Source organism: Bacteroides sp. K03, assembly GCF_019734355.1.
GTDB lineage: Bacteria > Bacteroidota > Bacteroidia > Bacteroidales > Bacteroidaceae > Bacteroides > Bacteroides nordii.
The window spans coordinates 212,761-227,722 of record NZ_JAASHC010000001.1; the positions used below are offsets into that span (position 1 = coordinate 212,761).

The following is a 14,962-nucleotide window of genomic DNA, read 5'->3' on the forward strand; positions in this document are numbered from 1 at the left end:
ATTGGCTGGCGCGTTAAAGTTGTTATTTTTTCAAATTGTTAATATCTGATTCTCTCAATTGGCACATTGGCATGTTCGCACATTGGGCCATTATTTCTTTGCTTTAGTCTGTACGATTCTCGCTCCTGCGGGAACATCTTCTGTTACCCAGATATTACCCCCTACTGTGGCATCGCGTCCAATGGTAATACGTCCTAATATAGTTGCATTTGAGTAGATTATAACGTTATCCTCCAGTATCGGATGGCGGGGAATACCTTTAATCGGCTTACCATCAGTATCCAGAGGGAAACTTTTGGCTCCTAGTGTGACACCCTGATAGAGTTTTACGTTATTGCCAATGATACTGGTTGCTCCGATTACCACACCCGTTCCATGGTCAATGGTGAAATAACTACCTATCTGTGCTCCGGGATGAATGTCTATACCTGTTTCGCTATGGGCCATTTCTGTTATAATACGGGGGATCAGTGGTACTCCCAGTTCTAATAGTTCGTGAGCGATACGATAGTTGCTGATAGCTCTGATAGCTGGATAGCAACAAATTACTTCGCCAAAACTCTGAGCTGCAGGATCACCATTGTAGGCTGCTTCTACATCTGTTGCCAATACACGACGCATGTGTGGTAATTTGCTGATAAATTTAGCAGCCAGGCGGGCAGCTTCTTCTCGTAAAGAATCATTGCAGGTATCACATCCTTCATTACTTCCGAAACAGAGTCCGGCTAAAATCTGCTCAGTCAGCAGATCAAATAATCTTTCAATGTTAACCCCTATGTGATAGTTGATTGTACGACTGTTGATAGTAGAATTTCCAAAATATCCAGGGAAAAGAATAGAGCGTGCCAGCTCGATGACGTCACACAATACCCGTGCCGAAGGCAAGGGCTCGCCGTCCTTGTGTTGATGGAACAGTCCTTTGTATGATTCGCTTTCCGAAAGCTCATCGACTGCCTGTGTCAGAATGTGGGTGAAATTTAGTGGACTCATTAGATTCCTTTTCTAATTAATTGGCTACAAAGGTAAGAAATATTATGCACATTTTTCTATCTTTGTTGCGACATTCTATTAACAAAGAAGTTTATGGGGAATAAAACCATCAAAGGGTTTGCAATAATTTGTTTATTCTTGTGTATCAATGGTTGCGGAGAACACACACAAACAGGAGAAGCAATAAAAAAGAATACTCAGACTGATTCGCTGGAAAAACAGGCAAGAGATTCTTTATTTGCTAATAATACGTATGCCCGTAATCTGTTGCGTAACGGAATGGCAAAAGCCACTGATAGTCTTACTTTCTATAGATTAATGAATCATTACGTAAAAGCTTGCTTTGCCTCTTCTGACTTTGACTCTGTGCTATATTATAATCAGATAATTTCCCGCTTTTGCAGGGAAGCGTCCGATTCTCTTTCCGTACATGATATTAAGACGAATGTTTATAATATGACCGGTAATTACTGGATACAGAAAGCAGAGCCTGATTCATCTCTGGCATATTATCGAAAGGCATATGAAGAGCAGCGGTTGGGAAATAATGTTTTTAATCTTCCCGAACTTTGTTTTAATTTGGCAGATGCCAGTAATCATTTGGGTAATTATGCCGATGGAGCCTTCTATTATCGTAGGGGATTGTTTATTTGTGATTCACTCCAGTTACCTGATACAAAGAAATGGACTGTTTACTGGGGATTAGGGCAGACTTACATGGAGTTACGTGATTTTGAACTTTCCAATTATTACTATGAACTGGCAGGAAGTTATTATCAGGAAATGAATCCATATGAGAAATGGGGATATCTCAATAACAGAGGGAATCATTTTTATTACAAAAAGGATTACTTACAAGCCGAATACTATATCAGTAGAGGATTACATGTATTGGATGATTATCCTCAAATGATTTTTGAGCGGAATCTTAGTAAAGGAAATCTGGGAGAACTTTATATGTTGAATGGTAAACTGGACTCGGCTCAAATCTATCTGAATGACAGCTATCGTTATTTCACGGAGATAAATAACCGTTCAGCACTTTATTACATAGAAACCCAGTTGATAGAGCTTGCTTTAAAGCAAGGTGATATTTCACGGGCTGGCAGGTTGATTGCCAATGCAACGCCTGGCGTACACATTGATGCGAATATGATAAATATCCGGAATCAATATCTGGAGCATTATTACGAACGTACAGGTGATTACAGACGTGCTTATGAGTATCTGAAGCAGGATGTCGCACTGAATGATTCTATTCGGAACGAGCGGGTTCGTACGCGTGTAGCGGAACTTGACATGCGTTATCGTCAGGATACGATTGTGATGCGGCGTGAATTGGTGATAGAGAGGCAAAAGAGTGAAATGCAGGTGTTGCGTTTGACATCGTTTATCTGGGCTATTGGTTGTATCGTTTTAATAGCTGCATTGAGTGTTTTTTACTGGTTGATGAAGAAAAAGCGTGCTTTCTTGCAGGAACGGCATTTGAACCAGATAAGTCGTCTTCGCATGGAAAACATACGTAATCATATTTCGCCTCATTTTACTTTTAATGTACTGAATAGAGAGATTAGTCATTTCAAAGGTTCTGAAGAAGAACGGGAGGGGTTGGTAGGCTTAGTAAAACTTTTAAGAAAAAGCCTGGAGTTAACCGAAAAGTTAAGTATTCCGCTTCGGGGAGAACTGGATTTTGTGCAGACTTATATTAACTTGGAACGGATCTGCTTGGGAAATGATTTTATATTGACATTGTCAGTCGATGACAAATTGAATACAGAACAGGTTATTATTCCTTCTATGATTATACAGATTCCGGTAGAGAATGCTATGAAACATGGACTTGCCGGAATCGAAGGAGAGAAGCGGCTTACTATTTCTGTAATTCCTGAAGGCAATGGTGTTCGGATAATAATTGTAGATAATGGTAGGGGATATCTTCCCCATATGATATCTCCCTCCAGAGGAACGGGTACAGGTTTGAAAGTTCTTTATCAGACTATCCAGTTACTCAATCAGAAAAATAAGGGAGAGAAGATCTGTTTTGAAATAAAAAATCTTGCCGATGGACAACAAACAGGGACTTGTGTTTCTGTGTATATCCCATGCAAATATTCTTATGATTTATGATGACAATGAACGAAATTTATAAAGTCGTAATTATAGATGATGACTATACGGCGACAGAAGATTTGAAAAAGAGGCTTACGGCTTATCCTGATATGTCAATCAGGGGTACAGCTGTCAATGGAGTTAAAGGGAAGAAAATAATAATGGAACAACGTCCGGATTTACTGTTTTTGGATATAGAGTTGCCGGATGTGCTGGGTATCAGACTACTGAGTGACATGCGTGATGAGATTGTATGGGATATGAAAGTTATTTTCTATACGGCATATGATAAATATCTACTTCAGGCTTTGCGGGAGTCGGCGTTTGATTACTTATTGAAACCTTTCGGTACAGAAGAATTAGATGGGATTATAGAACGCTACCGGAAGGCAATGGCCACTCATCAGGTTACTCCTTCATTTTCGGCATCTATCGCTGCGTTATTGCCACAGCGGGATACGTTTATGATCAGTAGTGTAACTGGTTTCAAACTACTTCGTATTGAGGAAATTGGTTTTTTTGAATATTCTAAGGATAAACGGCAGTGGCAGGTGACTCTTTTTAATCAGACAAAACTAAGTCTTAAAAAGAATACAAAAGCAGAGGATATTATAAGTTATTCAGTATCATTTGTACAGATCAGCCAGTCGGTTATTATTAATGTCGGCTATTTGGCTGTTATTAATGGCAAGCAATGTCAGCTTTATCCCCCTTTTAATGAGCGAAAAGACCTGTGTATTTCGCGTGGATTTTTGAAAGAATTACAGGAACGTTTCTGTCTTATCTGATTTTTTTTGTTGTATAAGCACTTATTTAGACATTTTATATGTGATTTGCGGTAAAATACTCATTTTTCGCAAAAATGGTATTTCATATTATCCTTTTTAATGTTATCTTTGTGATGTTAGGTAGGAATTGAATGTTTTTTGGTTTTTAGATGATCAATTCTATGTAACTGGTTGAGCCGGAGCTTTTGTGAAAAAGTCTCCGGCTATTTTTTTATTGATGAGTTCTGTTTGTGAGCGCCCATTTGGTACTTATAACAAAAAGGCGAACCGAATGTTGTGAAATGGTGGTGTAGATTTGTTTTTTATATAACTCTTGTGATTATTTTTCTTCCATAAACATTCTGTCAAAAGTCTCTTTTAGCTGTTTTCGGTTATTTATTAGAGCTCTTAACTCTTTTAGCCTTTCTCCGTTCTTTGAGTTTTCAAACCATAGTTTTAAATATCCTCCTTCGGCATATTTATTCAGGAGATGATTAAGAAAGCGTTCATAATGCCATTCCTTGTTTCCTGATGGATTTTGTTTTAATCCATATTGTACAGTTCTTCTCAATGTAATTTCTGGGTCTATGATCCTGTCTGCTTCGGCTACAATTTTTCCATAAATGCTGCGTGGCTCGTGATTTGAAGAAGCTCTATGATCTTCTACGGCCTCTTTCATTGTTTGTATTTCTTCGGCAGAAAACCATTGACGGAGTCTCGTGTCATTTTCAAGAATAGTTCCTGAAATAAGGTGATGAGTTGCCCTGTCTTTGTGCAGTCCTGTGTCATGATAGGCGGCAATGACATATACCATATCTGCACGTACAGGGTAATCTTTGGCAAGTTCCAGACTCTCCGCTATTACGGCATTTACATGCATTAAATTATGTGCTTTATCAAACGATTCATACTGTGGAATAATAACCGTTTCTATGTATTCTTTTAACTGTTCGTCCATCTGGGAAAATCTTACTTAATAAAGAGAAAACAAAGATACTAAATTTCTTGTAATGTCTTAGCACTTATCGATTTGTTCCACGTGGCACAGAAAAGGCCGGAATATAAATTCCAGCCTTTTGTTGTATTAATGTAAAGTGTAAAATTAGAGAGAATATTTGTATCAGATATTTGTATCGTCCATTGTAACTGTCATTTCCGGAACAAGAATATAGCTATTCTTCTTGCTGTTCCATTTGTAATAATTGGTAGTTACGGTTTTGCCTTCATAAGTATAAGTAATGCGCAAGCTATTTTCCCATTTTTGGCTGCTGGCATTCCATTTGAGCGCTTCGCTTTCTGTCATACGTTTTTGATCGTTATACTTATAGTTGTATTTCATATAGTTAGCGAGTGCAGCACCTTCCTTTTTATAAACGGTTTGTTCTACCATTACTCCGTCTTTTTCTTCTGAGTTGTAGATGAGATTTCTGTCGTTATTATGAGCTGAGACGGTCAGGCTACCTACAAAAAGAGCTGCTGATAATGCGATTGTTCTTATGGAAACATTTACTTTCATGACTATACTGTTTTTAGGGTTATATTATCATTATGTTATATTAAATCTCTTTATTTGCTGCAAAGTTACATATTAAATGGATATTAATACTTAAAATGAATTAATTTATTGTCATAATGATAGTGTGTGTTCTCTTGTATAACTTTCTTTTTGCAGGTGTTAATGATAAAAAAATATCCGGCAGATTATTTGCCGGATATATGTTTAAACAGTTCGCGTGTTTAATGAAGTATTTAGCAGCTTTCTGTTTGATAAGTTAATTAATGTTATAAATGTTTCAGCAGGTAATAATTGTCTTTTTAATGAGCTTCTAACCAGTTTTTTCCCCAGCCACAATCAGCTTTCAGAGGAACATGCATCCGGTAAGCTTTCTCCATTTCTTCAATGACAACTTGTTCCACTTGTTCTTTTTCCTCTACCGGAACACTGAAATTCAATTCATCGTGTACTTGTAATATCATTTTTGCTTTTAATCCTTCACGTTTGAAGCGTTCGTAGATACGAGCCATTGCAACTTTGATGATGTCGGCTGCACTTCCCTGGATCGGAGCATTAATAGCATTGCGTTCAGCATATCCGCGTACTACAGCGTTGCGTGAATTGATGTCCGGTAAGAAGCGTTTCCTGTGAAAAATAGTTTCTACATAGCCTTTTTCGCGTGCTACCTCAATACTTTTATCCATATAAGCCTTTACCTGGGGATAGGTTTCAAAATAGCCGTCTATGAGCTCTTTAGCCTCTTTACGATCTACATTCATTCGTTCAGCCAGACCGAAGACAGAGATACCATAAATGATACCAAAATTGGCAGTTTTAGCTTTACGGCGCATATCCGGATTTACCTCTTTTATATCGGTTTTATATACTTTGGCTGCTGTAGCTGCGTGAATATCATAACCGCTTAGGAATGCGTCTATCATATTTTTATCTTCGCTCAGGTGCGCCATAATTCGTAGCTCTATTTGTGAATAGTCGGCAGAGAAGAAAAGAGAACCTTCGTCAGGAATGAATGCTTTGCGTATCTCTTTTCCATTTTCATCCCGGATGGGGATGTTTTGTAAATTCGGATTGCTGGAGCTAAGGCGTCCGGTCGCTGTTACCGTTTGGTTAAAAGAGGTGTGTACACGGCCTGTACGTGGGTTTATTAACAGAGGAAGAGCGTCGATATAGGTACTTAACAGTTTCTTTAGTCCACGATGTTCCAGAATTTTTTCTACTACAGGATGTTTGTGACGCAGGCTTTCGAGTACCTCTTCTGATGTAACATATTGGCCGGTCTTGGTCTTCTTTGCTTTATCGATAATTTTGAGTTTATCAAATAATACCTCACCTACCTGTTTGGGTGAAGCGATATTGAATTCTTCGCCTGCCAACTGATAAATCTCTTGTTCAATAGCCTCCATTTGTGTTGTGAAATGTTTTGAAGACTGTCTGAGCGCTTCTGTATCCAGAAGTACTCCATTGCTTTCGATATTTACCAATACAGGTACCAGAGGCATTTCTATTTCATAGAATAATTGCTCAGCACCGTTCTCTTTCAATTCTTTTTCTAATATATTCTTTAGTTTCAGTGTAACATCCGCATCTTCACAGGCGTATTGATAAATAGCTTCGGGGGCAAGATCACGCATATTCTTCTGATTCTTTCCTTTCGGTCCGATAAGTTCTTCGATGTGGATTGTTTGATAATGCAGATAAATTTCCGCCAGATAATCCATTCCGTGACGAAGTTCGGGTTGAAGAACATAATGTGCTACCATTGTATCGAAAAGAGGACCTTTTACTTCAACTCCGTAATTTTGGAGAACGATCATATCATATTTGATGTTTTGCCCGACTTTTAACGATTTTTCGTTTTCGAATATTTCTTTAAATTCATTTACGATTTTTAACGCTTCTTCCCGATCTGCAGGGATTGGTATATAAAATCCCTGATTTTCGGTAACGCTGAAGCTCATTCCTACCAACTCGGCTTCCATTGGGTCAGTCCCAGTTGTTTCTGTATCTAACGCAAGAATTTTAGTTGTAAGTAACTTTTGAATAATTTTGTTCCTTTTCTCCTTATTATCAATTAGTTGATAGTCGACATTGAGTGTTTTTAATGTGTCTAGATTCGATTTTTTTTCTTCAATCGGTCCGTTGGGCGTAATTTCTGCAAATAAATCGCCTTGAATTGGGCCACTTTCTTGTGTAAAAAGCGGACCTGCAGAAGAGGGGAGAGGCTGACTCTCTTTTTTGAAGATTCTCTCCATTAGTGTACGAAATTCCAGCTCTTCAAAAATTTTTCGAAGTGCTTCTTCATCCGGCTGTTCCCGTACCAATGCATTCATGTCAAGTTCGATAGGTACATCTGTTTTTATGGTTGCCAGGAATTTGGAGAAGGTTATCATTTCCCGGTTTGTTTCTACTTTTGTTTTGAGTGCTCCTTTTAATTGGTCGGTATGTTCAAGTAGATTTTCGATGTTACCAAATTCAGCAATTAACTTTTGCGCTGTTTTCTCTCCGACACCTGGACATCCGGGAATGTTATCTGAAGCATCACCCATGAGCCCCAACATATCAATAACCTGTGAAGGTGACTGAATATCGAACTTCGCTTTGACTTGTTCTATACCCATAACCTCAAATTCTTTGTCGCCATACTTGGGACGGTACATGAATACGTGTTCTGTTACCAGTTGGCCGTAGTCCTTGTCAGGTGTCATCATATAGGTTGTGATCCCCTGTTGTCCGGCTTTGGTTGCCAGTGTTCCGATAACGTCGTCTGCTTCATAGCCCGCTACTTCAAGGATAGGGATACGATAAGCACGAATGATATCTTTTATGATAGGTACGGAAAGGCGGATCGCTTCCGGAGTTTCTTCGCGCTGTGCTTTATATTGCTCGTAGGCTTCGTGCCGGAAAGTAGGACCCGAAGGATCGAAAGCAACTCCGATATGTGTAGGGTTTTCTTTTTTCAGTACATCTTCCAATGTATTTACAAAGCCGAGAATGGCTGAAGTATTGAAACCTTTGGAGTTGATCCGTGGATTTTTGATAAAGGCATAATACGCCCGATATATAAGTGCGTAAGCGTCTAAAAAGAAAAGTTTACTGTTTTGGTCCATATTTATCTAATTTTTCATGGTAAAAGTACAAAAAAATACGGTATTAACCGTTTTATTATTACTTTTGTGCTCAAATAGTGTTATTATATGGATAGCTCGTCTCTTATAAAGTCTCCGATAAATACGGAACTGGAAGATTTCAAAAAACTATTTGATAGTTCTCTTTCCAGTTCAAATTTCCTGCTAAATAATGTGATTGCTCATATTCGGCGGAGAAACGGGAAGATGATGCGTCCTATCCTGGTACTCCTCGTGGCACGTTTATACGGTGCTATACGCCCTGCTACTTTTCATGCTGCTGTTTCTTTAGAGCTTCTTCATACAGCCAGTTTAGTACACGATGATGTAGTTGATGAAAGTACAGAACGTCGTGGACAGCTTTCTGTTAATGCCGTTTTTAATAATAAAGTGGCGGTATTGGCTGGTGATTTTTTGTTGGCTACAAGCCTTGTGCATGCCGGAAAGACGATGAGTCACGAAATTATTAATGTTGTATCTTGCTTAGGTCAGGATCTTGCCGATGGAGAATTGTTACAACTTTCCAATGTAAGTAATCCTCATTTTTCCGAGGAAATCTATTTTGATGTTATTCGTAAGAAAACGGCAGCCCTTTTTGCTGCTTGTACTAAATCGGCTGCGCTTTCTGTTAATGCAAGCGATGAAGAGGCGGAATTTTCGCGTTTATTTGGTGAATATATTGGCATCTGCTTCCAAATAAAGGATGATATTTTTGATTACTTTGAAAGTAAAGAGATAGGTAAACCAACAGGAAATGATATGCTGGAAGGCAAATTGACATTACCTGTCCTTTATGCTCTGAATTCTACAAATAGTGCCTGGGCGCAAGAGCTGGCTGTCAAAGTCAAAGAAGGAGTTGCTACTCCTGATGAAATCGGGCGTTTAGTTGATTTTACCAAGTGTAATGGAGGAATTGAGTATGCTGTTGAAATGATGGAGCTATATAAGGGTAAAGCGCTTGACTTGCTTCATTCGCTTCCCCCTTCTGATGTATGTACTGCACTTGAGGCTTACCTTGATTATGTAGTTGACAGAGATAAATAATACTTTTTCCATGGACTCTCTGCATTCTGTGTGGCTGAGAGGAAGCTTATGATTGTGTTGTCTATTTCTTCTTTTTTATTCGTTTTCATAGCCTGTCCGATGAGGTAACTCTTACCTATCTCTTCCCAATTTTTAAATATCTGTTGACATTTTTCACCGGCAAATCTGATATATTCCCATGCAGTCTGCTCATCAATATATCCTGTTTCGAATGCCATACGTGTTAAGGTGATTAGTTCCCCCATGTCCCATGCCAGAATACCTCGTTCGAAATCTTCTTTTTCGATGGATACGATGTTTTTCTCGCGTATATACTTCATAAACCAGTGCAGATGATGAGCGCGCTGTATAAACGATTCTATGCCGAAAAAACGCTTGCGGAGGATGGTTTCTGTCTCTTCTTCATTGTCTGATGACAGGAGATAAGGTAAAAGGATGGAATATGTAGTACGTTCTCCTTCATTTTTGAGGAGAGTCAGCATTTCTGTAATGAAGGATTCTTGCTTGAGTTGAGGTATTTCTGCCAGTAGCTGGCGGACTTTATCTTTACTCATGCCGGTCTCCAGACTATCCACGAAAAGACCTGTTTGTATACTGGAAATAAGTCCAATGAGCAGGCTTTGCTCTTTGTTGGCTAATAAGGCATTGCCTTTTCCGTTCCGGCTGAACCGTAATGAAATACTGCTTTGTTTCATACCCTTGTTTTTTTTTAATTCTTTGTTAACCGAAAAGCGTGAGAACTGTTGCTCTGTATCTTTCCTGGGGCTTCGGCAAGCCGTTATGACGATACAAGCAACAGTCTCACGCTCCATTCGATATATAACAAGAGTATATACGTGAAGGTGCGTGAGACCCGTTTGCCTATTACCTTTCATAACATGAATTTTGCCGAATTCCAGGAAAAGATAATAAATGAAACGTTCTCTAATACAGTTTATTAGCCTTTTCTCTATGGGCTAATACTCGGCAAAGATAGTAAAAAAATGAGTATCTTAAAGTAAGGAAGTTTAGTTTTTCTTAATTATAGATATGATATTCGTGCTAAGGTTAACCGGATGGAAATATTTGAATAATAAATGAGGATATACAAAAGGGGGGATCTGATGTTTTATTTAAAAAACACAAAGCCTCTTTGGCATATCCTCACGGATTATTTGAATTAGAAGAATTTTATATCTTCGCCTTTAATGTCAGAAAGTAATAGGTTTGCTAATCGGCTGGTACCCACTCGGAAAAGCTTATTGTTAAGCCATTCTTCTCCCAAAATCTCTTTTACTATTGTGTAGTAAATCAATGCATCATTTACCGTATTAATGCCTCCGGCAGGTTTAAATCCAATTTTGTTTCCGGTCTTTTCGTAATACTCTTTAATGGCTTCGCACATCACGTAAGCTGCTTCCGGAGTGGCTGCCGGTTGCTGTTTTCCTGTGGATGTTTTGATAAAATCTGCTCCGGAGTACATTGATAGAATGGAGGCTTTTTTAATGTTCGAAGCAGTTTTCAGTGCTCCGGTTTCAAGAATTACTTTCAGGTGGCGTTCTTTACAAGTGTCTTTTAACTCTTGTATTTCTTCACACATTGTTTCATAATCTCCACTCAGGAATTTACCGATAGAAATAACAATGTCTATTTCGTCTGCACCTTCCATCAGTGCCATGGCTGTCTCTGCTATTTTTACCTCAATAAACGTTTGTGACGACGGGAATCCTGCTGATACACAAGCAATATTAATGCCGTCAACATCTAATGTGTTTTTTACTACCTCTGCAAAGTTGGGATATACACAAATTGCTGCTACATTCTTTAAATCGGGAAATTCATCGTCAAACTTGTTTACCTTTTCAGTAAATTTCATAACGCTTTCGTCACTATCCGTACTGTTGAGGGTAGTGAGATCAATACAGTTGAAAAGGAGTTTTTTTACCTCTTCTGTGTTGTTTTCCGCTACTTTGTTTTCGATAATTGAAGCTACCCGGGCTTGTACATCAGCGTCGCTCAGGTTTGTATTGTACTTTGCCAATGCGGCTTCATACTTAGTCAGATGGCTGTCATTCTGTTCCATGGTCACTCAGTTTGGGGTTGTTTATATGTCTTTTCTTATCTCTTTTGGTTTTCTTTTCCAGATTGCGTGTAAAGGCCTCAGTGAGGTTTACGCCTGTCTGGTTAGCCAGGCAGAGGAGTACCCAAAGTACATCTGCCATTTCGTCTTCCAGATTGTCTTTTTCTCCTTCTTTGAAGGATTGATCACCATATTTACGGGCCATTACACGTGCCAGTTCGCCTACTTCTTCGGTGAGTACGGCCATATTTGTGAGTTCGCTAAAGTAACGTACTCCATACTTCTTGATCCACAGGTCAACCTGCTTTTGTGCTTCTTCCAGTGTCATTATTCTTTGTTTTTTGTATCTATACAAATAGTTACCGGACCATCATTCAATAATTCTACTTTCATATCTGCTCCGAATTCACCTGTGGCTACTTCCTTTCCAAGTAGAGAACTAAGTTCTGTGCAGAATTGTTCATACAGTGGGATTGAAATATCTGGTTTGGCTGCTTTTATATACGACGGACGGTTACCTTTCTTTGTAGATGCATGTAGAGTAAACTGGCTTATTACCAGTATTTCGCCGTTTGTATCTATGACAGATTTATTCATGACTCCATTTTCATCATCAAAGATGCGGAGATTTATTATTTTCTTACACAACCAGTCGATGTCTTCTGTTCCATCAGCTTCTTCGATGCCTACCAGAATAAGCATTCCTCTTTTGATGGCCGATTTGCAATTTCCGTTGATGGTAACTGAGGCATGGCTGACGCGCTGTATAACTACTCTCATTTCTCTTTTTTTGTTTTATTGGAAAGGCAAATTTACAAAAATCGCTATAGAAAAATCATGTTTCACGGAGTTTTTTCGTAAAATCACATGTGCTTTGCGTTTATTTATAATGAGACATATGACCTGTGAATGTATTTAATGTCTCTGTTATTGCAGATTTTCTTTTATTACTTTTGCTTTGTTTTCGCCTATAATGGCGCTAATATCCTCTAAAGAGGCTTCTTTGATACGTTTTACGCTCTTAAATTCTTTTAGTAATGCGGTTTTTGTTTTGTCTCCGATACCCTTGATCGTATCGAGGGCAGAAGCCACCTGGCGTTTACTGCGTTTATCACGATGAAAAGTAATAGCAAAACGGTGTACCTCATCTTGTATCTGCTCCAGTAATTTGAAAAGTGGAGAGTGTTGTTTTAATCCGATTGTTTGAGGCGGGAAACCGAATAAGAGCTCTGAAGTACGGTGTTTCCGGTCTTTGGCAAGGCCTGCAATAGGGATGTTTAAATGTAATTCCTCCATAACTCGTCTTACGGCCTCCATTTGCCCTTTTCCTCCGTCTGTAATGATGAGGTCGGGTAGGGGGCTATCTTCCTCTATAGCGCGCTGATAACGCCGTTTCACGACCTCTCTCATGGATGCGTAGTCATCGGCTCCTTCTACGGTTTTGATAATGTACTTTCGATAATCTTGTTTCGATGGCTTTGCTTTCTTGAATACAACACAGGCTGCTACGGCGTCTGAGCCCTGGATATTGGAGTTGTCAAAGCATTCTATTTGTAGAGGTGGTTTTTCCAGATGCAGCTCTTGTTGGATCTCCTTCATTAGTCGCATGCTTCTTTGTTCCGGATTTAGTTTTTCTGATTGTTTCATCCGGTCTGCTTTGTATTGTTTTACATTGAGCAATGAGAGATCCAGCAGTTTCTTTTTGTCCCCTCGCTGGGGCACGGTGAAAACGACGTTATTCAACTCCATATCTACTTCAAAAGGGACGATGATTTCACGTGAAAAGCTTTTGTAGCGTTCCCGCATTTCAATGATTCCCAGTGTAAGAAGCTCCTCTTTGCTTTCGTTTAGCTTTTTCTTGTACTCAAAGGTGAAAGCCTGATTGATAGCTCCGTTTGTGATGTGCAGATAGTTGATAAATGCTGAATTGTGCTCGTCTTCTTCAATAGAAAATACGTCGATATTGTGTAATATCGAGCTTACTACTTCTGATTTTGAACGGTAATTTTCTATAAGTGTATATTTCTCTTTTATTTTTTGTGCTTCTTCAAACTTCATTTCAGCAGCTAATTCCTGCATTTGCTGGAATAACATACGACTTATTTCCTGGGTGTTTCCTTTTAATATTTCCTTGATTTCATCGATATTCTTTAGATATTCCTCTTGTGATTGGAGTCCGATGCAAGGTCCGGCGCAATTCTTTATATGGTATTCAAGGCAAACGTTGAATTTGCCTGCGCGTATGTTTTCCGGTGACAAGTTCAAGCTGCATGTTCGTAGTGGATATAGATGTTTTATTAGGTCTAACACTGCATTCATGGATGGTACATGACTGTATGGTCCATAATACGAAGAACCGTTACGAATGATCTTGCGTGTTTTGAATATTCGTGGAAAATATTCATTTTGTACACAAATAGACGGGTATGTTTTATCGTCTTTCAGCAGAACATTATATCGCGGCTTATATTTTTTTATAAGGTTGTTTTCTAATAACAGGGCATCTTCTTCAGAGTTGACGACAATATAACGTATATCTGCGATTTTGCTGACGAGTACTCTGGTTTTCCCCGGCTCATGATCTTTGCTGAAGTAGGAATATACTCTTCTTTTTAAGTTTTTGGCCTTTCCTACGTATATAATGGTACCTTCGGCATTCAGATATTGATAAATGCCGGGGCCTTCAGGGAGGTTAGATACAATCCCTTTCAAGTATTCGTTGGTTTTCAGTTCCTGGTTTGTTTCCATATAAAGAAGGCGTAGTAAAATAACTACGCCCTGCAAATATAACATTTATATCTATAAAGACAATACGGATTCTACTTCTACCTCATCTCCAAACACTGCTTTACCGTTCAGCTCTTTTAGTTCGATGATAAAGTTTATATATACTTTCTTTGGCTTTAGTTTCTTTACGAGCTCGCAAGCTGCTTTCATTGTTCCTCCTGTTGCCAATAAATCGTCATGTAGCAATACTACATCGTTTTCATCGAGTGCATCTTTGTGTATCTGCACAGTATCCTTTCCGTACTCTTTATCGTAACTCTCTTCGATGGTTTCTGCCGGAAGTTTACCGGGTTTACGTATAGGGATGAATCCTGCGTTTAAACGGGTCGCAAGAATCGGGCCCATTATGAATCCTCTTGATTCAATACCTACTACTTTTGTGATGCCTTTGTCTTTGTACATCTCATACATTACGTCAGAAAGTTCCTGCAGGCATGCAGCATCTTTGAATAGAGTGGTTACGTCATAAAAAAGAATTCCCGGTATGGGGAAATCGGGTATTTCCCGGATGCTTTTGATAAGCCTTTCTTTGCTCATAATCATGGGTTTATTTCGTTTTCTTAAA

General features: G+C 38.9%; 13 protein-coding genes. 3 read left to right on the forward strand and 10 right to left on the reverse strand.

Features of this window, described 5'->3' with window-relative positions; translation table 11 throughout:
• Positions 1-90: 90 nt before the first annotated feature.
• Positions 91-990, reverse strand: coding sequence for a serine O-acetyltransferase EpsC (gene epsC, locus HCG69_RS00770; RefSeq protein WP_002558581.1), 900 nt, complete (start codon positions 988-990; stop codon positions 91-93).
• A gap of 93 nt (positions 991-1,083) precedes the next feature.
• Here epsC and HCG69_RS00775 point away from each other — a divergent pair, with 93 nt between their 5' ends.
• Both HCG69_RS00775 and HCG69_RS00780 read left to right on the forward strand, forming a co-directional pair.
• Complete coding sequence (locus HCG69_RS00775) at positions 1,084-3,117, forward strand: histidine kinase (protein ID WP_221648433.1); 2,034 nt, start codon at positions 1,084-1,086, stop codon at positions 3,115-3,117.
• Positions 3,114-3,887 (forward strand): LytTR family DNA-binding domain-containing protein, encoded by a 774-nt coding sequence (locus tag HCG69_RS00780; RefSeq protein WP_221648434.1) that lies wholly within the window; start codon positions 3,114-3,116, stop codon positions 3,885-3,887. The genes HCG69_RS00775 and HCG69_RS00780 overlap by 4 nt, the downstream gene beginning before the upstream one ends.
• Before the next feature lie 319 nt (positions 3,888-4,206).
• Here the strand turns inward: HCG69_RS00780 and HCG69_RS00785 are convergent, their stop codons facing one another.
• The 3 genes from HCG69_RS00785 to polA all read right to left on the reverse strand — a co-directional run bounded on the left by HCG69_RS00785 (position 4,207) and on the right by polA (position 8,489).
• Entirely contained in the window at positions 4,207-4,824 is a 618-nt protein-coding gene (locus HCG69_RS00785; protein ID WP_221648435.1) for an HD domain-containing protein, read from the reverse strand.
• Positions 4,825-4,986: 162 nt separating this feature from the next.
• Positions 4,987-5,382 (reverse strand): DUF3836 domain-containing protein, encoded by a 396-nt coding sequence (locus tag HCG69_RS00790; protein ID WP_221648436.1) that lies wholly within the window; start codon positions 5,380-5,382, stop codon positions 4,987-4,989.
• Between the two features lie 299 nt (positions 5,383-5,681).
• Positions 5,682-8,489, reverse strand: coding sequence for a DNA polymerase I (polA, locus tag HCG69_RS00795; RefSeq protein ID WP_221648437.1), 2,808 nt, complete (start codon positions 8,487-8,489; stop codon positions 5,682-5,684).
• Positions 8,490-8,576: 87 nt separating this feature from the next.
• Here polA and HCG69_RS00800 point away from each other — a divergent pair, with 87 nt between their 5' ends.
• Complete coding sequence (locus HCG69_RS00800; RefSeq protein ID WP_221648438.1) at positions 8,577-9,551, forward strand: polyprenyl synthetase family protein; 975 nt, start codon at positions 8,577-8,579, stop codon at positions 9,549-9,551.
• Here the strand turns inward: HCG69_RS00800 and HCG69_RS00805 are convergent.
• The 6 genes from HCG69_RS00805 to HCG69_RS00830 form a co-directional block, all read right to left on the reverse strand.
• Entirely contained in the window at positions 9,527-10,246 is a 720-nt protein-coding gene (locus HCG69_RS00805; protein ID WP_221648439.1) for a DUF1266 domain-containing protein, read from the reverse strand. The genes HCG69_RS00800 and HCG69_RS00805 overlap by 25 nt on opposite strands.
• 464 nt (positions 10,247-10,710) lie before the next feature.
• Positions 10,711-11,613 carry a deoxyribose-phosphate aldolase gene (deoC, locus tag HCG69_RS00810; RefSeq protein WP_221648440.1) on the reverse strand — a complete coding sequence of 301 codons (903 nt, stop codon included), beginning with the start codon at positions 11,611-11,613 and terminating at the stop codon, positions 10,711-10,713.
• Positions 11,600-11,938, reverse strand: a complete 339-nt coding sequence (locus tag HCG69_RS00815) for a nucleotide pyrophosphohydrolase (protein ID WP_221648441.1) — start codon at positions 11,936-11,938, stop codon at positions 11,600-11,602. The genes deoC and HCG69_RS00815 overlap by 14 nt, the downstream gene beginning before the upstream one ends.
• Complete coding sequence (gene dtd, locus HCG69_RS00820) at positions 11,938-12,390, reverse strand: D-aminoacyl-tRNA deacylase (RefSeq protein WP_221648442.1); 453 nt, start codon at positions 12,388-12,390, stop codon at positions 11,938-11,940. Before dtd ends, HCG69_RS00815 begins: the two co-directional genes overlap by 1 nt.
• A gap of 147 nt (positions 12,391-12,537) precedes the next feature.
• Positions 12,538-14,358, reverse strand: a complete 1,821-nt coding sequence (gene uvrC, locus HCG69_RS00825; protein WP_221648443.1) for an excinuclease ABC subunit UvrC — start codon at positions 14,356-14,358, stop codon at positions 12,538-12,540.
• A gap of 51 nt (positions 14,359-14,409) precedes the next feature.
• A complete protein-coding gene (locus tag HCG69_RS00830; RefSeq protein WP_221648444.1) occupies positions 14,410-14,940 on the reverse strand; it encodes an adenine phosphoribosyltransferase in 531 nt (176 codons plus the stop codon).
• Between the last annotated feature and the right edge of the window lie 22 nt (positions 14,941-14,962).